Origin of the sequence: Streptomyces sp. GSL17-111 (assembly GCF_037911585.1) — a bacterium.
In the GTDB taxonomy this organism is placed as follows: Bacteria; Actinomycetota; Actinomycetes; order Streptomycetales; family Streptomycetaceae; genus Streptomyces.
In genome coordinates this window covers 3,032,749-3,054,316 of sequence record NZ_JBAJNS010000001.1, presented here as the reverse complement: position 1 = coordinate 3,054,316, position 21,568 = coordinate 3,032,749, and the positions used below count along the sequence as shown (strand labels likewise).

The window sequence follows — 21,568 nt, the reverse complement described above, 5'->3', positions numbered from 1 at the left end:
GTCGGCCGGGTGGGCAGGAGGAGGCGTACCGCGACGTTTCGGAGACTAGTCAGCGGCCCGTCCTCTTGTCTAGACCAAATGGACCAGACCAATTTGCGCCCGAGGCCCGGCACGAACGGAAGGGGCGTACGGGTTCATCCGGTCGTCACCGAACGGCACTTGACACGGGCTATGGTCTGGACCAATTGTGCTGAGGCATCCGCTTGGAGGGTTCCGCATGACGACATCCGCTCCACCCCGCCGCCCCCGGCGTCCGTTCCTCCACCGAGCCGCCTCGGACACCCCGTACTTCAGCGCGGACGGGGAGAGCTACCTCGCGCAGACCACGCTGCGGGAGCTGCGCAAGACCCGGCCGCTGCGGGTGCTGTCCGAGGAGGACTTCACCCACTGGCAGACCTACGGGTACGTCATCGTGCGGGAGGCGATACCGGCCGCTGCGGCGCGCCGTCTGCTGGACTTCACCTGGGACTTCTCCGGCCTGGACCCCGAGCGTCCGGACACCTGGCACGAGGACCGGCCGTTCCGCTCCGAGCTGGACCGCCAGTTGCACATCTACGGCTTCGTCGAGGCCTACCACCACCAGCTCCTGTGGGACAGCCGCCAGACGCAGCGGGTGTACGACGCCTTCGTGGACGTCTGGGACTGCGAGGAGCTGTGGGTCACCCTCGACCGGCTCAACCTCAACCCGCCCAACACCGGCAACCGGGACCGCGCCCTGATCGAGCCCACGGAGCAGGGCTTCGACATCGAGCTGCACTGGGACATCGACACCACGCTCGGCGTCCCGCCGCAGCGCGTGCAGGGCATCATCGCGCTCAACGACACCCGGCCGGAGACGGGCGGCTTCCAGTGCTGCCCGGACCTCTTCCGGCGGTTCGAGGAGTGGAAGGTGGGCCAGCCCGCCGACCGCGATCCGCTGCGGCCCGCCGTGGACCGGGAGGAGTTCCCGGTCTTCCGGCCCGAGCTGCACCCCGGCGACCTGCTGATCTGGAACGGCCTGCTGGCCCACGGCGTGGCCCGCAACGCCTCGCGGGACGGGGTGCGCGCCGTCCAGTACCTCGCGATGATGCCCGCGCTGGAGGAGCACCGGACGCTGCGCACGTCCCGCGTCGAGTCCTGGCGGCACCTGCGGACGCCCCGCTGGAACCGGACGCTGGTCGGTGACCCGGTCCGGCCCGAGGCGCAGCGGTACGAGACCGCGACGCTCGACGCGCTCGGCTCGAAGCTGCTGGGCCTGACCTCCTGGCACGACGCGGACGGCGACGCAGCGACGGCTCCGCGGCCCACCGGCGTCCCGGCGACGAGCGGAGACGCCGCGTGCGCCGGATCTGCCTGACCCTCCCCACCAACCGCCCCTGCGCCGACGCCCTGACGGCGGTGGGCGCCGAAGCGGCCTACGCGGCCCGGCACTTCGGCGTCGAGGTGTGCCTGCTCGTCCTGGACTCCGCCGACGCCCCGGCCCGCGCCGAGCACCGCGCGGCCGTCTCGGCCCTGCCTCCGGCGCCCGGCGTCACCGTGCACCACCTCGACGAGTCCGGGCAGCGCGCCTTCCTGCGCGCGGTGATCGCCCGCTCCGGGGTCGCCGAACCGGAGCGGGTGCTCGCCCTGATGCTGCCGTCGGAGCTGTCCTACGGCGCCTGCACCAACCGCGCGTTCCTCTTCGCGGCGGCGCTCGGCTGCACGTCGGTGCACCGCCGCGACTCCGACAGCGGCTACCAGACGCGGGACGGCGAGCCGGTCTTCCCCGTCCACGCGGAGCTGGAGTTCCTCGGCCGGCGCGCCGCCGACGTCGCGGGGCGGGCGTCCCGCACCCGGCTGGACCCCGCGTGCGCGGACCGGCGGGTGGCGATGGTCGGCGGCTCCTTCGTGGGCGAGATGTCGGTGGACCTCGCGGAGATGCACCGGCTCGACCCGGCGGTGTACGAGGAGGTCGTCGGGCTGTCGATCCCCGCCGACTGCCCGCCGCCGTGGCGGGCGAACGCGATCAAGGAGGCCTTCCGCAGCTCCGGGGACGGTCCGTTCACCGGCGACCGTACGACGCTCACCCGGGTGAGCCCGACGCGGGTGGACATGTGCAACATCGCGTTCGACCACGCGGTGTACGGACGCGTCCCGCTGCCGCCCGCCACCGACACCATCGGCAGCGACTACTTCCTGATCCAGCTCGTCCACGACGCACGGCTGCCCGGTGTGCTGCACAACCGCCACATCGTCAACCACATCACCGGCGAGCGCCGTACCGACGCCGGGTTCCTGGCCTACCAGCGGCGGTTCGTGAAGTTCCTGCTGTCCAAGGGCGGTCACCACGCCGTCCAGGCCGCGACGGCGAAGGCCGGTGACGCGCTGCTCGACGACGCGGGGCTGCTGCGCCCGTCGGCCGTGGCCGCGCTCGTCCGGGACGGTGCCGGGGCGGGCCGGACGGAGAACGCCGAGCGGCTGGCGGTCGTGGACCGCGCCTACCGCAGACTCGGGGGCCGCTACGCGACGGTCGCGGACGTGCTGGCCGCGCAGGGCGAGCGGCTGCTGGCCGAGGCCGAACGGGACCTGGCGGACTTCGCCGCGCTGATCGACGTCTGGGGGCCCCTCGTGCGGGCCGCCGAGGACGCCCCGGCGGACGCCATCGGCACCCCGGCGCGCAGCACCCGCGCCGTCACCGTCGCCTACGCGGGCGGTGCGGAGCGGCGCGGCCCGCTCACCCTGGGGCAGGCCAACATGATCCGCTGCATGCTGCGGGACGACCCCGCGTACATCAACATCCACGCCGTGTGGCCCGTGCCGGAGGGCGTGGGGACGCAGGCGGTGATCGACGCCTTCCGGGCGCTGGTCGAGCGGCACGAGGCGCTGCGCACCACCTTCCCGCACGGGCCGGACGCCGCACCGCGCGAGCAGGTCGTCGCAGCGGCGGGGCGGTTCACCGTCACCGTCGTCGACCAGGCGGAGCCACCACCCGACGCCGAGCGGTACTCCGAGGCCGAGCGGTACGCCGAGGCGGTGGCCGACCGCGACCGCGTCCGACGCTTCGGTCTGGCCGAGGAGTTCCCCCTCCGCATCTCCGTGCTCACCCGGCGCGGGACGCCCGCCTTCGTCGCGCTCGCGGCCAGCCACGCCGCCACCGACGCGGGGGCCCTCGCCGTCCTGCACGACGAGTGGCGCACCCTGCTCGCCGGGACGGAGCTCCCGCCGCTGACGGCCGTCACCCCGTTGGAGCTCGCCGCCGAGGAGGCGAGCCCGGCCGGGGTGCGGAAGTCCGAGGCGTCGCTGCGGTACTGGGAGCGCATCCTGCGCACGGGACCGCAGGCGATGTTCGCGGAGCCGCACGCCGTCCCACCGGAGGGACGGCAGCCGCAGCTCACGCTCCGCTCCCGGCGGGGCGCGCGGGCGCTCGCGCGCGCAGCGACGCGCACCGGCAACGCGCCGTCCACCGTGCTGCTGACGGCCTGGTGCGCGCTGCTCGCCCACCGCGCCGGGCAGCCGGCCTGCGTCATCGCCCTCCCGACGTCGAACCGGTTCACGCGCCGGCTCACCCGGGCCGTCACCACCGTGTCGCAGGACGCGCTGCTCCACCTCGACGTCCGGGTGCCGTCCTTCGACGCCCTGCTGCGCACCGCGTTCGGCGGTGTGCTCGACGCCTACCGGCACAGCCGGTTCGACGCGCTGCGCCTGTGGGAGATGGTCGAGAGGGTCACCGACGAGCGCGGCAGCCACTTCGCGCGGGACGTCGTGTTCAACGACGTGAGCGCGCTGGCCCCGGCCGCGCAGGACGCCGACCCGCCGGAACCGGGACCGGGACCGGAACTCGAGCTGTGCCGGGGCCCCGGCCAGGCGCTGCCCACCCGTGCCCTGGCCTTCGCCCACGCGACGACGCCCCTGCTCCACCTGAGCCTGTGGGCGGACCCCGCGCTGTTCCCGCGCGCGGAGGCGGAGGGCTTCCTCACCGGACTGGTCCGGCTGCTGGAGGCGGTCGCCGAGGAGGACGTGCCACTGAGCGCGCTCGGCGCGGTGACGGGCGTCCGCCCGGCCGAACGCGGCCCTGAGTGGCGACGCGTGGACGGGTGCTGGGTCTCGCCGCCCGCCGTGGCGGACGCCCTGGGCCGGGCGCTGGACGGCCGCCCCGTCCACGTCACCGTCGACGAGGCCCCGGACGGGGGCGCGGGGCCGCGTCTGACGGCGTACGTCGCCGCCGGTGGCGACCCGCTCACGCCCGAGCGGGCGCACGCCGCACTGCGGGACGTCCTCCCCGGGCGGCCGGGGCTGCTGGCCCCGCACCGGTACGTGATCGTTCAGGACCCCCCGCCGGACGGCGGACCGGGGAGCACGTGGACCGCGCAGCGCGTCCTCGCGGAAGGCGACGGCAGGAAGCGGCAGGTTCGGCAGGTAGGGCAGGCACGGCAGGAAACGGCAGGTGCGGCATGACGGTCGATGAGGTGCTCGTGCCCGAGCAGCCGGAGGAGAAGCCGGCGGCGCTGCCGAGCCCGTGGCGGTCCGGCCGCTTCCGGCTGTTCTTCACCGCCCGCAGCGCCTCGCTGCTGGCGGACGGCATGCTGATGGTCTCGCTCACGACCGCCGTGCTCGGGGCGGGCTACGGGGCCGGTGGCGTGGGCTACGCGCTGGCCGCGTGGATGGCGCCGATCGCGCTGCTCGTCCTGTTCGGGGGCGTGCTGGCCGACCGGTTCACGCCGCAGGTGATGATGGTCGGCGCCGACGTGGCGCGGATGGTGGCCATGCTCGTCCTCGCGGCACTGCTGCTCGGCGGGGACGTGCCGCTGTGGCAGATCATGGCCCTGATGGCGCTCAGCGGCGCCGCGACCGCCATGTTCCAGCCGGGCCTGGCGAGCATGGTGCCCCGCGTGGCCGAGGACATCCAGCGGGCGAACGCGCTGCTGCGGGTCTCCGAGGCGATGAGCGCCCTGATCGGGCCGGGGCTCGCCGGGCTCCTGGTGGCCTACTGGAACGTCGCGGGGTCCTTCGCGGTGATCGCGGGGGCGTACGCGCTCAGCGGGCTGGTCCTGGCGCCGCTGCGCAGGCTCAGCGTCGCCCGGGACGAGAGCGACGACCCGATGTGGCGCCGGCTGGTCACCGGATGGCACGAGTTCCGTTCGCGCTCCTGGCTGTGGGGGGTCATCGTCATCTGGGCCGTCTACGGCCTGTTCGTGTTCGGTCCGGCGATCCCGCTGGGCGCGGCGCTGATCTCCGAACAGCACGGGGCGAGCGGGTACGGCTGGATCGCCTCGGCCGACGGTGCGGGCACGATCATCGGTGGTCTGATCGGCATGCGGGTGCGGCCCCGGCGGCCGCTGGTCGCGGGGGCCTGCGCCATGCTCTTCTTCGCCCTGAACCCGCTGGCGCCCGCGCTCGGTTGGTCGTTCACCGCCACGGCGCTCACCAGCGTGGCGGCCGGGTGCGGCTTCGCCTTCTGGGGCGTGATGTGGGCCACGAGCGTCCAGTCCCACATCCCGCTGGCCGTCCTCAGCCGGGTCTACGCCTACGACGTGGCCGGGTCGATCATGGTGATCCCGCTGGGCCGGGCGCTGTCCGGCCCGGGCGCCGAGATCTTCGACGCCGACCGGGTGCTGCTCTTCTCCTCCGTCATGGCCGTCGTCTGCATCCCCGTCATGCTCTGCGTGCCCGCCATCCGCCGACTCGGCCGCACGCCCAAGCCCCTCGACGGGACGGCCGGGACGGCGGGGACGGCGTCCGCCGGCTGACGCGGGCGGGGCGACGGCCGACGGCCGACGGGTGCGGCGCGGGCCGGGCAGCGGCTCACGCGTCCGTGCCCGGCGTCAGGCGGGCGGTGAGCACCAGGTTGGCACGGTAGGCACGCTGTTCGACGTCCCAGCCCGCACAGGTGATGAGGGTCAGGCGCGGCTCCGTGCTCGGCCCGTAGACCTCGTCGGAGGGGAAGGCTTCGCGGTCGTACACGGTGGCCGAGGTGACGGTGAACTCCGCTCCGGGGCCGTGCGCGCGGTCCACGACGACGCGGTCCCCGGGGCGGGCGGCGCTCAGGCCGTGGAAGGCGGCCGGTCCGGACGCGGAGTCGACGTGGCCGACGAGGACCGCGTTGCCCCGCTGCCCCGGCGTGGGGCCGTGGGTGAACCAGCCCGCGTGGTCGGGGTCGTCCGGCAGGGCGACGGAGCCGTCGTCGTCCAGGCCGACCGGCGTGGTGACGACGTCCAGGCCGAGGGCGGGCACGCGGAGGCGACGCGGCCGGGCCGGGGGCAGGGGGTGCGCGGTGCCCTCCGAGGACGCCGCCCGGGGTGCGGTCGGTGGCCGTTCCGGTGGGGGCACCGCTCCGGTGGTGGGCAGACCGAGGGCGATGAGGACGCCGCCCGCCGCGGCGCAGGCGGTGGCCGCCGCGGTGCGGACACCGCGGCGGCCACCGGTCCTGGGCATGGCCCGGTTCCGGTTCAGGCCGCGCGACCGGGACGGCGGCGCAGGAAGAACACGCCTCCCGCCGCCGCCAGCAACCCGGCGCCCCCGGCCACGGCGAGGGTGTTGCCGTCGGTGCCCTGGCTGCCGCCCAGGCCGCCCTTGACCGGGCCCTTGGCGGCCTTCGTCAGGGGCCCGCACAGCGCGGGGTTGGTCGCCTCGGCGGGGAGCTTCGGGTCGAGGTCGGAGGGCCCGAGGACGTCGTCGTACTTCCCGTTGCCGTTGACGTCCGTGCCGTGGACGACGACGACGGCCGTGCCCTCCCGCAGGCTCTTGGCGGCCTCCGCGCTGACGGTGACGGTGCGGTGGTAGGCGACGTCGGGGCCGACGGGGAAGCGGTCCACCGCCAGGCCGGAGGCGGGGCTCGTGTCGCCCTTCGTGGTCAGTGAGGTGCCGATGCCGCCGTAGAAGGGGGCGCCGTCGGTGGTGAAGACGGACTTCATGCCGTTCACCGTCCGGGCGGCGGAGGCCGGCGGGCACTGGCCCTTGGCCGCGATGTGGATGTGCTGGGCGTGCGGGGCTCCGGCCAGCAGGCCGTGTGCGGTCACGCTGACGGTCGCCCGGTGGCCCTTGAGGGTGACCGTGGCGGTGCCCGAGCCCTTGACCTTGCTGAAGGGCACCGGGTCCAGGTGGGCCTGGAGGCGCAGGGTGTCCCGGCTTCCGGAGTCCGCCGAGGCGGCCGGGGCCAGGGCACCACCGGACGCCACGAGGGCGAGGGTGGCCAGGGCGACGGCAGGGGTGCGGTTCATCATGTCTCTTTCCGCCGTGGGAGGTTCGGCGCGCGACGGCGAGGGGCCGTGGGGGCGCGTCGCGTCGGGGTCTGCACGCCGTGAGGTCTGCTCGCTTCAGCGTGTGTGCGCCGGCCGGACGCCGCCACCGCGCCGTGCCGCTCCGGCCGACCGTCCGGCGCCTGCCCGCACCGGGTGGGACGGGTCCAACGCCTTTGCTGTGGAGCCTGGTTGGGTGTCCCCTGACCGGTGGGCGTGCCTCCCGGAGCCCGGCGTCGGCGTCTCGTCCGAGCGGGTGAGACGGCCGGTCGCGGCGGCCGGTTCCGTCAGCGTCCGGGTGGGCGACGGAACGCGGGCGTCAGGACGCGGTCCAGGGGAGGGGCGGGCGGCGTTTGTCGGAGCCGGGGCCCGGGCCCGGGCGGCTGTTCCACATCAGGAGCAGGTCGCGCACGTGGAAGCGGGCCCTCGGGTACCACCGCAGGCCGTCGACGGTGTGCGGCAGGGTGTCGGGGCGGTGGTCCTTGATCTGCGTGACGCTGCGGCCGTCCACGCCGATGAGCTTCGCGAACCCGCCGAGCGTCACCTCACGGTCGAGCAACTCCTCGGGCAGTTCGACGGGTCGGGGGCGGCGCGGGCGGAACGGTTCCAGCTCGGCCGGGTCGTACAGCGCGCTGCCACCGCCCCCGCCCTTGTCGGTCACCCCGCGACGCCGCCGCTTCGGGGCCGGGAAGCCTGGGTAGGAGCGCGGCATCACGTGGACGGCGTAGCCGTGGCTGTACCCCACCTCCGCGGCCCATTCCTTCAACGTCACCCAGTTATCCTCGGGTTCGACCACGACGCTTCCCCCCCCCCCTCACTCCGGCTCGGCGACACTCTAAGGCGCCCGCCGGAAGGCTGTCCGGGTCGGCGGAACCGGTGGGGCGTCTCGCTAGGGTTCGCCCCGCCCGGTCGTCGGTCTCGTCGCGGCGGGCGGCGAGGGCTCGCGGGTCGTCAGGACGAGGAGGGCGGCGAGGGCGGGCAGGGCCGCGAAGGCGAGCATCGCGGGGGCGTAGCTGCCGGTGAGATCGCGGCCGAGGGAGACGGCGAGGGGTCCGAAGGCGCTCCCGCCCACCGAGATGGTGTGCGCGCTGCCGCGGATCGCGCCGAGGTGCGCGGTGCCGAAGTACCGGGGGTAGGCGGCGGCTTCGACGGAGCGCAGGATGCCGCCGGAGCCGCCGAGCAGGAAGCCGAAGGCCAGCGCCGACCAGCCGGGGCCGACCAGGCCGACGGAGAGCACGGCGGCGGCGAGCACGCCCATCGCCGCGACGAGGACGGCCTTGGGCGCGACGCGGTCGATGAGCACGCCGGCGGTGAAGCTGGCCAGAAGTGCGGCGAGTGTCTGGGGGAGGAAGTTCGCGGCGGCCGCGGTCGGGGAGAGGCCCTGCTCGCCGAGGAGGCCGATCTGGTGGAAGTTGAGCCCGGTCACGAGCATGCTGCTCGCCGCCAGGCAGGCCGCGACGGCCCAGAACATCCCCGACCGCAGCGCCTGGCGCAGGGTCATGCCCGCCTCCGGGCCGTCGGCCTCCTCGCCGGTGGGCGCTATCCCGTCGACGTGCTGGCCGAGGTCCGCCGGGCGGTTGCGGATGCCGAGCAGCGCGATGGGGACGACGAGGGCCCAGATGACGAGGCCCTCGATCGCCCAGGCGCGACGCCAGCCGACGTCCGCGATCAGCGCTTCGATCAGCACGGGGGCCAGGGAGATCCCGGCGGCTCCGACGGCGCTGGTGATGCCGAGGGCGAGGCCCCGGCGGCGGTCGAACCAGTAGGCCACGGTGGTGGTGGCGACGAGGGTGAGCGCGCCCTGCCCGGCCATGCGGACGCCGACGAAGCCGGCGGTGAGGCCGACGATGCCGGAGACGAGGGAGAGGGCGAGCAGGACGGCGCCGAACACGGCCCCGATGACGGCCATCACCGCGCGGGGGCCGTAGCGGTCCACGGCCCGGCCGACGAGCGGCATCGCGCAGGCGCCGACCAGGGTGCCGGTGAGGTAGGCCGTGGAGATGGCGGTGCGGCCGATGCCGAGGTCCGCGATGAGGGGGTCGATGAAGACGGAGATCCCGGCCGTCTGGCCGGGTGCGGTGAGGGCGAGGGCCGCCGCGCTGAGGGCGACGATGCGCCACCCGGAGAACCGGGCGGCGCCGCCGGGGCCGCGTCCGGTGCGAGCGCCGTCGTCCGTGGTGCGGAGCGGGTCTGCGGATGCGGTCAGCGTGTCCTCCAAGCGCGGTACGGCCGGGCCGGTCCGTCAGGGCAGCGTGACCGGTCCGGCCGTGGCTGGGAAGACCGCCCCGCCCGCGATCCGTGGTCCGGCGGGCGGGGCGGTCCGGCTCAGTGGCTGGCGAGTTCGCCGGCGAGCTTGTCGTGCATCTCGGCGCTGGGCTGGTTGAGGCCGATGATGGTGACCTTCTTGCCGCGTGCCGCGTACTTCGTCTCGATGGCGTCGAGGGCGGCGACGGAGGACGCGTCCCAGATGTGGGCGTCGGAGAGGTCGATGACGACGTCGTCCGGGTCGCCGGCGTAGTCGAACTGGTAGACGAGGTCGTTGGAGCTGGCGAAGAACAGCTCGCCGGTGACGGCGTAGACGGCCTGCTTGCCGTCCGGGTCGACGACGCCGGAGACCTCGGCCAGGTGGGCGACGCGGCGGGCGAAGGCGATCATCGCGGTGAGGACGCCGACGATCACACCGATCGCCAGGTTGTGCGTGGCCACGACGACGGCGACGGTGACGGCCATCACGACGGTCTCGCTGACGGGCAGCTTCCTCAACGTCTTGGGCTGCACGGAGTGCCAGTCGAAGGTGGCCACGGAGACCAGGATCATCACGGCGACCAGAGCGGCCATGGGGATGTCGGAGACGATCGGGCCGGTCACCACGACGAGGACGAGCAGGAAACTGCCGGCGAGGAAGGTGGACAGACGCGTGCGGGCGCCGGAGGCCTTCACGTTGATCATCGTCTGGCCGATCATGGCGCAGCCGCCCATGCCGCCGAAGAAGCCGGTGACGATGTTGGCGACGCCCTGGCCGATCGACTCGCGGGTCTTGTTGGAGTGCGTGTCGGTGATGTCGTCCACCAGCTTGGCGGTCATCAGCGACTCCATGAGCCCGACGAGCGCGAAGGCGAAGGCGTAGGGGGCGATGATGCCGAGGGCCTCCAGCGTGAGCGGCATGTCCGGCAGGCCGGGCACCGGCAGGGAGGACGGCAGCTCGCCCTTGTCGCCCACGGTCGGGACGGCGATCCCGGCGCCGATGGTGATGAGCGTGAGGATGACGATGGAGACCAACGGCGCGGGCACGGCCTTGGTGAGCCTGGGGAAGAACACCATGAGCGCCAGCCCGCCGATGACGAGCGGGTAGACGGCGAACGGCACGTTCTCCAGCTCGGGCACCTGGGCGAGGAAGATCAGGATGGCCAGGGCGTTGACGAAGCCGACCATCACCGAGCGCGGCACGAACCGCATGAGCTTGGCGACACCGACCGCGCCGAGCACGACCTGGAAGACGCCGCCCAGGATGACGGCGCCGACCAGGTATCCGAGCCCGTACTCGTGGTTCAGCGGCGCGATGACGAGGGCGATCGCGCCCGTCGCCGCCGAGATCATGGCCTTGCGTCCGCCGACGATCGAGATGACGACGGCCATCGTGAAGGAGGCGAAGAGGCCCACCGCGGGGTCGACGCCCGCGATGATGGAGAAGGAGATCGCCTCGGGGATGAGCGCGAGAGCGACGACGAGTCCGGCCAGCACCTCGGTGCGGAACACCTTCGGGGAGGCCAGGAAGTCCGGGCGGGACAGGCGCGGCTTCGGGGCCACGGGCAGCGTCGAGGTCATGCAACCGTTTCTGTTTCGGGCGCGCGGATACGGCTGCGCGCGCTTCGTGCGTCGACGGCCGGCCCCTCGGTACGGGGCGTGCCGGTCGGCCTCGGGGGCCGGTCGGGCATCATGGCCCGGAAGTCCGTGGGCGCCGCGGGGTCCCGGGCGGGGCCGCTGCACGGCGGTGGCGGCCTGACCGCTGCCGGTGTACAGCGGTGCGGGCCACGTCAAAACTCTACCCTGACGTAAGGGCAGAGAGCACCTCGGGAGCTGTGAATCCCAGGTGAACAGGCATCCACGCCTTGTGATTCATGTCACGTAAAGTGGTTCGTTCGCCCGGTGCTCAGCGCCGGCAGGGAAGTCGAGGGAGAGCGGCAGGCGATGGCGGAGCGGCAGATGCAGATCGGTGAGGTGGCCGAACGGACCGGCCTGTCACTGCGCACGATCCGCCACTACGAGGAGGTGGGACTTGTCACACCCTCCGCCCGCAGCAAGGGCGGCTTCCGCCTGTACAACGGGGCCGACGTCGAGCGGCTGATGGTGGTGCGGCGGATGAAGCCGCTGGACTTCTCCCTGGAGGAGATGCGGGAACTGCTCGCCGCCACCGACGCCCTGCACGCCGACGACGCGCCGCGCGGCGAGGAGCTGGCGCGCCTGCGGGAGCGGGTGGAGGCGTACCGCAAGGTGGCCGAGGCCCGGTGTGAGGCGCTGCGTGCGCAACTGCTCGCGGCGGAGGACTTCGCGCGGACCCTGCGCCGTCAGCTGGACGAGGCCGACCGCCACACGGCGTGAACGGCGGCCGCGCGGTCAGCCGTGCGCGGCGACCAGGGGGTCGAGGCGGGCGTCCGGGAACTCGCGGGCGAAGGAGTTCGCCTGCCACAGGTCGGGGAAGAGGGCCAGCACGTCCTTGTCCCGCAGCCGGGTCATGGCCTCGCCCCGCACCAGGCGCGAGCGGTTGAGCTGCTCGGCGCCGGCGGCGTCGGTGGCCCGGGCCAGCCGGTAGGGCAGCGGTTCCAGCCGCACCGGCGCGGAGAACTCCCCCGCCATCCGGTGGCTGACGACGTCGAACTGCATGGGGCCCACGGCCGCCAGCACGGGCGCCTGCTCGCCCCGCACGTCCGAGACGAGGACCTGGACGACGCCCTCCTCGTCCAACTGCGCGATGCCGCGCCGGAACTGCTTGGTGCGGCTGATGTCGGCGGGCCGGGCGACGGCGAAGTGCTCCGGGGCGAAGGTGGGCATACCGGGGAAGACGGCGGGCCGTTCGGCGTACAGCGTGTCGCCGACGCGCAGCGCCGAGGCGTTGACGAGGCCGACGACGTCGCCGGGGTAGGCGGTCTCGACGGCGGAGCGGTCCTGGCCGAAGACGCTGTGGGCGTACTTGGTGGCGAACGGCTTCCCGGACGCCGCCCGCGTCACCGTCATGCCGCGCTCGAAGACGCCGGAGCACACGCGCAGGAAGGCGATGCGGTCGCGGTGGGAGCGGTCCATGTTGGCCTGCACCTTGAAGACCAGGCCGGAGAACGACTCGGTGACCGCGCGGGTCCCGCCGCCCTCCAGGGGCCGGTCACCGGGCGGGGGCGCGAGGTCCACGACGGCGTCCAGCAGGAGGCGCACACCGATGTTGGACAGGGCGGCGCCGAAGAAGACGGGGGTGCTGCGCCCGGCCAGGAACGCCTCGTGGTCGTGCACGGCGTCGTCCGCCTGGAGGAGCTGCAGCTCCTCGACGGCCTGCTCCCAGTCGGCGCCCTCCTCCGACGACGCCCGCTGGGCCGGGACGCTCTCCTCGATCGCCTCCTTGGCGCCGCCGGGGGCGCGGGTGTAGCGCAGGAGGGTGCCGGGCGCGCGGACGTCGACCAGGCCGCGCATGTGTCCCGCGATGCCGACCGGCCACGTCACCGGGGTCGGCTTCAGCCGGAACTCCTGCTCGATCTCGTCCAGCAGCTCCAGGGCCTCGCGGCCGGGACGGTCCCACTTGTTGACGAAGGTGATGACCGGGATGCCCCGGTGGCGGCAGACGTCGAAGAGCTTGCGGGTCTGCTCCTCCAGGCCCTTGGCGGCGTCGATGAGCATGACCGCGCAGTCGACGGCGGCCAGCACGCGGTAGGTGTCCTCGGAGAAGTCGGCGTGGCCGGGGGTGTCCAGCAGGTTCAGCACCTGGCCCCGGTGGGCGAACTGGAGCACGGCGGAGGTCACCGAGATGCCGCGGGCCTGCTCCATCTCCATCCAGTCCGACGCGACGCCGCGCCGGTTGCCCTTGCCGTGCACGGCTCCGGCCGAGGTGATGGCCCGCGCGTGCAGGGCGAGCGCCTCGGTCAGCGTCGACTTGCCCGCGTCGGGGTGGCTGATGACGGCGAACGTCCGCCGCCGCGCGGCCTCGGCGCCCGCGGTGGTGGCGGCGCTCATCGCGCGCCCTCCGGCCCCGTGGCCATCACCCGGACCGGTGTCGTCCCGTTCGTGCGCAACCTCGCCACCCACTCGTCCCGCTCGTCGTGCGTCCGTCGTCTCCGTGGGGCCGGGGCGTCCACTCCTCCGTAGTGTCGCACCGCGTGAGGGGGTCGCGTCACGCGTCCCCGCGCGGCTCCCCGGCCGCACGGCAAACCTACCCTTTCGTGAGGGGAGGTTCGCACCGGTGGGGCCGCCGTCCCCGGGGGATCAGGCGGCGGGGGTGCGGGCGACGTAGACGGTGTTGGTGGCGGTGCCGCCCTGGAGCGGGTTGTCGAAGCTGACGACGTGGGCGGCCGACTGCGCGAACACCTCCGCGAGGACGCGGCCGAAGGGCTCGCTGGGCGGGTCGTTCGACCACAGCGCGAAGACGCCGCCCGGGTGCAGGCGGGCGGCGAGGGCGCGCAGCCCGGCGGGCTCGTAGAACGGCGCGTGGTCCGGGTGCAGGACGTGGTCCGGCGCGTGGTCGACGTCGAGGAGGACGGCGTCGAAGCGGCGGCCCGGCGCGTCGGGGTCGAAGCCGGCGTCCTCCACCATGGCGAAGAAGTCGCCGTGCACCAGACGGCAGCGGGCGTCGGCGGTCAGCTCGGCGCCCAGCGGCACGAGGCCGCGCTGGTGCCAGTCGATCACCTCGCCGAGGGCGTCGACGACCAGGAGCGACCGCACCCGGGCGTCCTCCAGCGCCGTCCGGGCGGTGTATCCGAGGCCCAGGCCGCCGACCACGACGTCCAGCTCCGTGCCTCGCGCGGCCTCCAGCCCGAGCCGGGCCAGCGCCTCCTCCCCGGCGGTGAACAGGCTGGACATGAGGAACTCGTCACCGAGCTTCACCTCGTACACGTCCGCGCCCGAGACCGGCTCGCGACGTCGGCGCAGGCTGATCTCGCCCTTGGGCGTGGGACGCCAGTCGATCTCCTGGAAACGCGCGCTCACGCCGCTCTCGCTCTCTGCCGGGTACCGCTGGGCCGGCGGCCGGGCCCGTCACCGCCGCGCCCGCACCGTACCGGTTCCGGCGCGGCGGCCGCTCAGCGCGGCGTCCTGCGGCGCCCCATGCGCAGGCCGAGGACGAGCACGGCGCCCAGGAAGACGACGACGCCGATGATCAACAGGAAGAAGAAGCCGTCGATGAGGACGCCGAGGAAGCCCAGCACGACGGCGATCAGGAGGAGGATCAGGAAGAGAGACATGAGACATCCCGTCCGTGTGAGGGGGCGTCGGCCGACCGACGTCCAGGCGTGCAGGTCAGCGCCGGGCGAGGCGGCGTTCGCCACCGCTGCCCGGCCGGTGTTCGAGTCCGTAGTGATGGAAGACGGCGGGTTCGTCCTCCGCGAGCAGCTCCCCGTCGGGGTCGATGCTGGGCGCGGTCTTCACCTGCTTCTTCTCCACGGCGACCTTCAGGTACTCCGGGCCGACCCGGGCCTGCGCCAGCGGGACGAAGACGAGGCGGTGGCGGGTGGGCAGGCCGGTCTTCACGGTGCAGAAGGCGGGCGCGTCGGAGGCCGTGTCGACGTAGACGGCCTCCAGCGTGCCGACCTTGTCGCCCTTCACGTCGACGACGTCCCGGCCGCGCCACTCCCGGATGTCGGTGCTGGGGATCACGGGCACTCCTCTCCCTGCGGGTCACCGCACGCGGTACCCGCGACGCCGCGCGTCATGCCGGGCCGGGCCGACGGATCGGCGACGGTCCGGGGGCGGCGTGGAGCGCCGTGTTCCGGTCGTCGGGCGAAGGGCGGTGGCCGATGATGGAAAAAGGAGCGAACGCGCGGAGCCGGTCATGACGAGTTGGCTGATCAGAGACTATGCGCGGGAGGACCTGGAGGGGGTCATCCGCGTCGACACCGAGAGCGGCACCACGGGCGAGCCTCCCCTCTTTCCGCTGGCCGACGTCGTGACGGCGCTGCTGGCGCCCCACCCGGCGGTCGTGGCCGTGGCGGACGGCGGTGTGGTGGGGGCCGCCGTGAGCCGGGTGGAGGGGGAGAGGGCGTGGATCCTGCGCCTGTGCATGGCGCCGGCCTGGCGGGGTCAGGGGCTGGGCAGCGCGCTGGTCACGGCCCTGGAACGGCGGCTCTTCGCCGACGGCGTCCACACGGTGCACGCGGCGCTGCCCGACGGGGAGACGGGCGTGGCCGCGCTGCGCAACTGCGCCTTCGCCGCCCGCCCCGGCCTGGTCTTCTTCGAGAAGCACGGTGCGGTGACCCCCCGCGCGGTGAGCATGCTGTCCGCGCTGGGAGCGGAGCTGCCCGCCGGCGGGCAGTGGAAGAAGGTCGCGGGCATGCGGCGGGAGAAGCGGCTCATCGAGCGCCGGCTCGTGCTCCCGCTCGCCGAGCCCGAGCTGGCGGGCCGGCACGGCGTGGAGCCGCCGCACGCGGTGATGCTCTTCGGCCCGCCCGGCACGGGCAAGAGCACGTTCGCCCGCGCCACCGCGAGCCGTCTGGGCTGGCCCTTCCTCGAACTGTTCCCCGCGCGCCTGGCCGCCGAGTACGGCTTGGCGGCCGGCCTGAGCCGGCGGTTCGAGGACATCGCGCAGCTGGAACACGTCCTGGTGTTCATCGACGAGGTCGAGGAGGTCGCCGGGACGCGCAGCGGGGCGGACGCGACGGCGGTCGGCGTGGTCAACGAACTGCTGAAGGCGATCGTCCGGTTCCGTGCGCAGGACGGCCGCCTCCTCGTGTGCGCGACGAACGACGTGACCGCTCTCGACCCGGCCTTCCTGCGGCACGGCCGGTTCGACTACGTGCTCCCCCTCGGCCCGCCGGACGAGGAGGCCAGGACGGCGCTCTGGGAGAGCTATCTGGCCCCGGCGGGCGCGGAGGCCGACAGCGCGGCCCTCGCGTCCGCCAGCGCCGGCTTCACCCCGGCGGACATCGCCCACGTGGCCCGCACGGTCTCCCAGGCCCGGTTCGAGCGCACGGTGGACACGGGCGTCCAGACCCCTCCCGGCACGGACGACTACCTCGCGACCATCCGCCGGACGCACCCCACGGTGGGCCCGGCCCTGGCCGAGGAGTTCGCCGACCAGTGCGAGCGGTTCGCCCGCGTCTGAACGACGCGGAGCCGACGCCGCGTGGGGCGTCCGCCGGTGCGGGACGCGTCAGCCCGGGCGCGACGGGTCGGAGCCGGTCTCGATGAGGCTGGTCTCCATGAGGATGTGCACGGCGTCCGTGACGTTGTCGGCGCCGACCGCCCGGGCCATCGCCGTGCGGGCCGCCTCGGGCGCGGCGTCGGGCGGGACGACGAGCAGGGAGAAGTGGTCGCGCTCGCCCCGGGTGACGAGGACCGTGGAGTCCCCGACCGGGGAGGAGTCGATGTGCACGGTCCGGTCGTCCACGATCACGCGGGTGGGCAGGTCGTCCCACGCGGCGGCGTCCAGCCCGACGCGTGTCACCGGCCCGATGTGCGCGGTCAACGCGCTGATTAGGTAGGGGAGCTCGGCATCGAGGTCCCGGCTGCGGGGCCACCACGCGCCGTCGAGGACGCCGTCGCGGACGTGGGTCGTGCGCAGCCGGATGAGCGCCGTTCCCGGCTTCGCGGACGTCCGGATCGTGTCGGGGAGCAGGCGGGGGCTGTCGGGCCCCGGGGGGTGGTTCATGGTGTCCGCCCATCCGCGGACGGGTGCGCGGGGCGGGTGCGCCAGGCGGGCCGTCCGGATGCTCCCAGCCTACTCCGGCGGCCCTCCGGAGTAGGCTGGGAACGTCCGGGAGCAGCGGCGAGTGAGGTGGCCCATGGCAGAGCCCGAACCGTTGCCCGAGGGGCGTGCGGAGGTGCGCGTCGTGGCGGCGTCACCGGAAGCGGCGCGGCGCGTGGCCGAGGCCATCCGCCGCTCCTTCGACGCCACCGAGCAGCGCAGTTTCCCCGCCGGAACGGACGGGGGCACGCGCCTCGACCTCACCGTGGACACCACGCGCGCGGCCGGGCGGACGCGTTCGTGGCTGCGGTCCAGCACCTCCTCCACCGACATCGATCCGCAGGCCGACGACGCGTGAGGCGTCCGCCGGTGCGTGCGGGGCGCCCCCGGCCGGGTGTGGGGCCGGGGGCGCCGGTTGCTCAGGCCTCGGCGGGTGGCTGCTGCCGGAGGGCGATCGCGTTGAGGCGGACGGTGAACCGCGCGGTGTCCTCGACGCTCAGGGCGCGGACCCGCTCCCCGTCCAGTGCGACGCTGACGTTGACGCACAGGGCGACGGCGTGGACGGCGTCACCGGTCTCCTCGTCCTGGAGTGCGAACAGCAGGTTGTAGTAGTAACTCGTGCGCTCCGGGGTGTCCTCGTAGAAGGAGAGATGGGTGCCCTCCTGCGTCCCCAGGCCGACGAAGGCGCCGGTGAGCGCCTCCTCGGCCCGCGCCCAGAAGCGGGCGTTGGTGAACGGCTCCGCGAGGGCCTGGCGCACGGCCTCCGCGAGCGAGAGGACCACGACGCTGACGGGGACCGTCTCCTGAAGGCCCCAGCCACGCACGTTCCGCACCGTCGTGCTGTGGGGGATGCGGCTCGCCGCCCGGCTGATCTCACCGAAGTCGTAGTCCACGGTGGCCGGGGCGATGGCGTGCTGGAAGGTGTCGGCGATGCCCTGCGCCCGGCCCAGGGCGGCCGGGGCCACCTCGAAGAGGGTGGTGAAGGTCGTCTTCTCGGCGGCGGGCTGGTCGATCATGGCGTCTCCTCGCTTCGGAAGTGATCGCGCCCAGTGGTGAGGAGTATGCCGCCGTACGCCGTGGCCCCCGCACCCGGCCGGTCGGTGCGGTGGCCGCCGCCGCGCACGCGGTCGTCGCGTCGTCGGCCCGCGCCTGCCGCCGGTGCGCCCGGCTGTCCGTGGACCCCGTTCGCACATGACAACCGTTTTCAGGTAACCTCGGCGACTCACCCGGCTCACCCAGCCGTCCCCGCCCTCCTGGAGGTTTCGTCATGGCCGTGCCCAAGCGGAAGACGTCCCGCAGCAACACCCGTCACCGCCGGGCGCAGTGGAAGGCGTCCACGCCCCGGCTCGTCCCCTTCACCGTGGACGGATCGACGTACCTCGTCCCGCAGCGACTGCTGAAGGCCTACGAACGCGGGCTCCTGCACCCCGAGGGCTGACGCGAAGGCAGGCCCGGGGCGCTACCGGCCCGGCCCGAGCGCGCGCCGCCAGGCGGACTCGCGCAGCAGCCGCAGGCCGTTGAGGCCGACGAGCACGGTGGAGCCCTCGTGACCGGCCACCCCCACGGGCAGCGGCAGGTGCCCGGCCAGGTCCCAGACCACCAGCACGGCGATCAGCGTTCCGGCGATGCACAGGTTCTGGACCACCAGGCGGCGGGCCCGGCGGGCGAGGGCGACGGCGGCCGGGACGGCGGCGAGTTCGTCGCGCACGACGATCGCGTCGGCCGTCTCCAGGGCCAGGTCGGACCCGGCCCGGCCCATGGCCACGCCGACGTGGGCGGCGGCCAGCGCGGGCGCGTCGTTGACGCCGTCCCCGACGACGAGCACCTTCCGCCCCTCGGCCTCCCGCTCCCGGACGGCCGCGACCTTGTCCTGCGGCAGCAGCCCGGCGCGGACGTCCGCGATCCCCGCCTCCGCGGCGATCCGGTGGGCGACGCGCGGGTTGTCCCCGGTGACCAGGGACGGCGGCCCGCCGGTGAGCGCCGCCAGCGCGGCCACCGTCCGCGCGGCGTCCGGCCGGAGCCGGTCGGTCACGCCGAGGACGCCGACGGGCCGGCCGTCCCGGGTGACGAGCACGGCCGTGCGGCCGTCGGCCTCCAGCGCCGCCACGGCGTCCGCCGCCACGGCGTCCGCCGCCACGGCCGCCGGGGAGCCCGGCCCGCGCGGCGTGGGGCCGAGGAGCCGGGCCGGGCTGCCGACGGCGACCTCGGCGCCCGCGACCCGGGCGACGACACCGGAGCCCGGCGTGGCGGCGAAGCCCGTGGCCGGCGGCAGCGGCAGGCCCCGCTCCCGGGCCGCCTCGACGACGGCCCGGCCGAGCGGGTGCTCGCTGGCCAGCTCGGCGGCGCCGGCCAGGGCCAGCAGACCGTCCCCGTCCAGGCCGGAGCCGGGCAGCGGGCGGACGTCGGCGACGAGGGGCGCGCCCTCGGTGAGGGTGCCGGTCTTGTCCAGCGCCACCGCGTCCACCTGGGCGAGACGCTCCATGGCCACCGCCGACTTGACCAGCACCCCGTGACGCCCGGCGTTGGCCATGGCGGAGAGCAGCGGCGGCATGGTGGCCAGCACGACCGCGCACGGGGAGGCGACGATCATGAACGTCATCGCGCGCAGCAGCGTCGGCTCCAGGGCCGCGCCGAGGGCCAGCGGCACGGCGAACAGGGCGAGCGTGGCGACGACCATGCCGACGCTGTAGCGCTGTTCCACCTTCTCGATGAACAGCTGGGTGGGCGCCTTGGTCTCCGCCGCCTCCTGCACCATGGCGACGATCCGGGCGATGACCGAGTCCGAGGGGTCGCGCCCGACCCGCACCCGCAGGGCCCCGGTGCCGTTCAGCGTCCCGGCGAAGACCTCGTCGCCCGGCTCCTTGGCGACGGGGAGCGGCTCCCCGGTGACGGACGCCTGGTCGACGTCGCTCGCCCCCTCCGCCACCCGGCCGTCCGCGCCGATCCGCTCACCGGGGCGGACGAGGAGCAGGTCGCCGACGGCCAGCCGTTCCACCGGCACGGCCTCCTCCGTGCCGTCCGGCAGCAGCCGGGTGGCGTGCGCGGGGGCGAGGTCGAGCAGGGCGCGGACCGAGTCGGCGGTGCGCGCGGTCGCGACGGCCTCCAGGGCCCCCGAGGTGGCGAAGATGACGATGAGCAGGGCGCCGTCGAGGAACTGGCCGATGGCGGCGGCCCCGAGGGCGGCGACGACCATGAGCAGGTCGACGTCCAGGGTCCGCTCGCGCAGGGCCCGCAGCCCCGCCAGACCCGGCTCCCAGCCGCCGGCGGCGTAGACCAGCGCGTACAGCGGCCCCCACGTCCACGCCGGGGCGCCGAGGAGGTCCAGCGGGAGCGCGGCGAGGAAGCCCAGCAGGGCGAGGGCCGCCCAGCGTGCCTCCGGCAGGGCCAGGAGGCGGGTGCGCCGCCGGGGGACGCCGGTGGGCGCCGTCGGCCGGGCGGACGCCGACGTCGTGTCGGGCGCGGAGGTCGCGTGGGGCGCGGAGGTCGTCGGCGGGGTCGACGGGGTCGACGGCATGGCGGTGCTCCTTCGAAGCCCGGTGGTCAGGTCGTCGGGGCGACCATACAGGAACGAATGAACAGTTATTCATGAAACCTACTCCGTAGGATGGCGGACATGGGCCATGGAGTCGCTGAATCCGCCGGGGACGCCGTCCCGCGCACCCGTCTGGACGCGGACAGCGCGGCGAAGGTCGCGGAGACGCTGCAGGCCCTCGCCACCCCGTCCAGACTGCTGATCCTGGCCCGACTGCGGGAAGGGCCGTGCGCCGCGACGGAGCTGGCCACCGCCGTCGGCATGGAGCAGTCCGCCTGCTCGCACCAGCTGCGCCTGCTGCGCAACCTCGGCCTGGTCACCGGCACCCGCCACGGCCGTTCGGTCGTCTACGCGCTGCACGACCACCACGTGGCCGCCCTCCTCGACCAGGCCGTCCACCACGTCGAGCACCTCCGCCTCGGCCTGCCGGACCCGCCCGCCCCGGGCTGAGGCGGCACCCACCCGGCCGACGCGGATCATGGGAAACTGACGGCATGACGAAGGCCGAGGCACGGACGCGGGCGCCTAAGCGGGCAGCGCAGGACGCCGTCCCGTGCTGCCCGCCGCTGAGCGAGCGCCCCCTCACGGCCGAGGAGGCCGAGACGACGGCGGCGATGTTCAAGGCGCTCGGCGATCCCGTCCGGCTGCGGCTCTTCTCCCTCGTCGCCTCGCACCCCGGCGGCGAGGCCTGCGTGTGCGACATCTCGGACGTCGGCGTCTCCCAGCCGACCGTGAGCCACCACCTGAAGAAGCTGCGCCAGGCCGGGCTGCTGACCGCCGAACGGCGCGGCACCTGGGTCTACTACCGGGTGGCCCCGGACGTCCTGGCCGCGCTGTCCGGCGCCCTCGCCCCCCGCCCCTGAACGGTCCCGCGCGGCCCGGCCCGCCCGTCGCCCGCGGAAACGCCGGGACGGCCGAAACGGGCCCCGGGCCAGCGATCGCGGCTACCATGAGCCGCTGGGAAGGTCG

Annotated in this window: 21 protein-coding genes and 1 pseudogene; 10 read left to right on the top strand and 12 right to left on the bottom strand. The window is 74.5% G+C overall.

From position 1 onward, the window contains the following. Positions 1–217 precede the first annotated feature (217 nt). From V6D49_RS13575 to V6D49_RS13560, 4 genes and pseudogenes are all read left to right on the top strand, one after another. The gene (locus tag V6D49_RS13575; RefSeq protein ID WP_340559861.1) at positions 218–1,336 is read left to right on the top strand and encodes a phytanoyl-CoA dioxygenase family protein; all 1,119 of its coding nucleotides are present in this window, start codon (positions 218–220) and stop codon (positions 1,334–1,336) included. Next, positions 1,318–2,604 (top strand): annotated as a pseudogene (locus V6D49_RS13570) (DUF6271 family protein); the annotation flags it as partial. The gene V6D49_RS13575 and the pseudogene V6D49_RS13570, both read left to right, overlap by 19 nt. After that, positions 2,587–4,413 carry a condensation domain-containing protein gene (locus tag V6D49_RS13565; RefSeq protein WP_340563980.1) on the top strand — a complete coding sequence of 609 codons (1,827 nt, stop codon included), beginning with the start codon at positions 2,587–2,589 and terminating at the stop codon, positions 4,411–4,413. The pseudogene V6D49_RS13570 and the gene V6D49_RS13565, both read left to right, overlap by 18 nt. Beyond that, positions 4,410–5,705 (top strand): MFS transporter, encoded by a 1,296-nt coding sequence (locus tag V6D49_RS13560; protein WP_340559860.1) that lies wholly within the window; start codon positions 4,410–4,412, stop codon positions 5,703–5,705. Before V6D49_RS13565 ends, V6D49_RS13560 begins: the two co-directional genes overlap by 4 nt. 55 nt (positions 5,706–5,760) lie before the next feature. On the opposite strand, the gene V6D49_RS13555 is transcribed toward V6D49_RS13560, so the two are convergent. The 5 genes from V6D49_RS13555 to V6D49_RS13535 form a co-directional block, all read right to left on the bottom strand. After that, entirely contained in the window at positions 5,761–6,390 is a 630-nt protein-coding gene (locus tag V6D49_RS13555; protein WP_340559859.1) for a sortase domain-containing protein, read from the bottom strand. Positions 6,391–6,404: 14 nt separating this feature from the next. After that, complete coding sequence (locus V6D49_RS13550) at positions 6,405–7,175, bottom strand: LPXTG cell wall anchor domain-containing protein (RefSeq protein WP_340559858.1); 771 nt, start codon at positions 7,173–7,175, stop codon at positions 6,405–6,407. 337 nt (positions 7,176–7,512) lie between these two features. Continuing rightward, positions 7,513–7,965: a hypothetical protein gene (locus V6D49_RS13545; protein WP_340559856.1), complete on the bottom strand. Its 453-nt coding sequence runs from the start codon at positions 7,963–7,965 to the stop codon at positions 7,513–7,515. A 117-nt stretch (positions 7,966–8,082) separates the two neighbouring features. Further along, positions 8,083–9,411, bottom strand: coding sequence for an MFS transporter (locus V6D49_RS13540; protein ID WP_340559854.1), 1,329 nt, complete (start codon positions 9,409–9,411; stop codon positions 8,083–8,085). 107 nt (positions 9,412–9,518) lie between these two features. Further along, entirely contained in the window at positions 9,519–11,018 is a 1,500-nt protein-coding gene (locus V6D49_RS13535) for a SulP family inorganic anion transporter (RefSeq protein ID WP_340559852.1), read from the bottom strand. A 363-nt stretch (positions 11,019–11,381) separates the two neighbouring features. On the opposite strand from V6D49_RS13535, the gene V6D49_RS13530 reads away from it, so the two are divergent. Continuing rightward, complete coding sequence (locus tag V6D49_RS13530; RefSeq protein WP_340559850.1) at positions 11,382–11,792, top strand: MerR family transcriptional regulator; 411 nt, start codon at positions 11,382–11,384, stop codon at positions 11,790–11,792. A 15-nt stretch (positions 11,793–11,807) separates the two neighbouring features. On the opposite strand, the gene V6D49_RS13525 is transcribed toward V6D49_RS13530, so the two are convergent. The 4 genes from V6D49_RS13525 to V6D49_RS13510 all read right to left on the bottom strand — a co-directional run bounded on the left by V6D49_RS13525 (position 11,808) and on the right by V6D49_RS13510 (position 15,041). After that, positions 11,808–13,406 carry a peptide chain release factor 3 gene (locus V6D49_RS13525; protein ID WP_340559849.1) on the bottom strand — a complete coding sequence of 533 codons (1,599 nt, stop codon included), beginning with the start codon at positions 13,404–13,406 and terminating at the stop codon, positions 11,808–11,810. 249 nt (positions 13,407–13,655) lie between these two features. Beyond that, positions 13,656–14,375 carry a spermidine synthase gene (locus V6D49_RS13520; protein WP_340559848.1) on the bottom strand — a complete coding sequence of 240 codons (720 nt, stop codon included), beginning with the start codon at positions 14,373–14,375 and terminating at the stop codon, positions 13,656–13,658. Between the two features lie 92 nt (positions 14,376–14,467). Next, on the bottom strand, positions 14,468–14,629 hold the full coding sequence (locus tag V6D49_RS13515; RefSeq protein ID WP_340559845.1) for a hypothetical protein: 162 nt from the start codon (positions 14,627–14,629) through the stop codon (positions 14,468–14,470). Positions 14,630–14,684: 55 nt separating this feature from the next. After that, positions 14,685–15,041: a PRC-barrel domain-containing protein gene (locus V6D49_RS13510; RefSeq protein WP_340559844.1), complete on the bottom strand. Its 357-nt coding sequence runs from the start codon at positions 15,039–15,041 to the stop codon at positions 14,685–14,687. 175 nt (positions 15,042–15,216) lie between these two features. On the opposite strand from V6D49_RS13510, the gene V6D49_RS13505 reads away from it, so the two are divergent. Next, positions 15,217–16,485: an ATP-binding protein gene (locus V6D49_RS13505; protein ID WP_340559843.1), complete on the top strand. Its 1,269-nt coding sequence runs from the start codon at positions 15,217–15,219 to the stop codon at positions 16,483–16,485. Between the two features lie 48 nt (positions 16,486–16,533). Here V6D49_RS13505 and V6D49_RS13500 read toward each other — a convergent pair whose 3' ends face one another. Next, positions 16,534–17,031 carry a DUF5994 family protein gene (locus tag V6D49_RS13500; protein WP_340559841.1) on the bottom strand — a complete coding sequence of 166 codons (498 nt, stop codon included), beginning with the start codon at positions 17,029–17,031 and terminating at the stop codon, positions 16,534–16,536. 133 nt (positions 17,032–17,164) lie between these two features. On the opposite strand from V6D49_RS13500, the gene V6D49_RS13495 reads away from it, so the two are divergent. Then, positions 17,165–17,425 carry a hypothetical protein gene (locus V6D49_RS13495; protein WP_340559839.1) on the top strand — a complete coding sequence of 87 codons (261 nt, stop codon included), beginning with the start codon at positions 17,165–17,167 and terminating at the stop codon, positions 17,423–17,425. A 61-nt stretch (positions 17,426–17,486) separates the two neighbouring features. Here the strand turns inward: V6D49_RS13495 and V6D49_RS13490 are convergent, their stop codons facing one another. Continuing rightward, a complete protein-coding gene (locus tag V6D49_RS13490) occupies positions 17,487–18,083 on the bottom strand; it encodes a Type-2Aa cytolytic delta-endotoxin (RefSeq protein WP_340559837.1) in 597 nt (198 codons plus the stop codon). A gap of 251 nt (positions 18,084–18,334) precedes the next feature. On the opposite strand from V6D49_RS13490, the gene rpmF reads away from it, so the two are divergent. Continuing rightward, positions 18,335–18,505 (top strand): 50S ribosomal protein L32, encoded by a 171-nt coding sequence (gene rpmF / locus V6D49_RS13485; RefSeq protein WP_340559835.1) that lies wholly within the window; start codon positions 18,335–18,337, stop codon positions 18,503–18,505. Positions 18,506–18,526: 21 nt separating this feature from the next. Here rpmF and V6D49_RS13480 read toward each other — a convergent pair whose 3' ends face one another. Further along, positions 18,527–20,581 (bottom strand): heavy metal translocating P-type ATPase, encoded by a 2,055-nt coding sequence (locus V6D49_RS13480; RefSeq protein ID WP_340559833.1) that lies wholly within the window; start codon positions 20,579–20,581, stop codon positions 18,527–18,529. A gap of 99 nt (positions 20,582–20,680) precedes the next feature. Between V6D49_RS13480 and V6D49_RS13475 the strand changes: the two genes are divergently transcribed. Then, positions 20,681–21,049, top strand: a complete 369-nt coding sequence (locus V6D49_RS13475) for an ArsR/SmtB family transcription factor (RefSeq protein WP_340559831.1) — start codon at positions 20,681–20,683, stop codon at positions 21,047–21,049. Positions 21,050–21,093: 44 nt separating this feature from the next. Beyond that, positions 21,094–21,462 carry an ArsR/SmtB family transcription factor gene (locus tag V6D49_RS13470; protein WP_340559830.1) on the top strand — a complete coding sequence of 123 codons (369 nt, stop codon included), beginning with the start codon at positions 21,094–21,096 and terminating at the stop codon, positions 21,460–21,462. Positions 21,463–21,568: the final 106 nt, after the last annotated feature.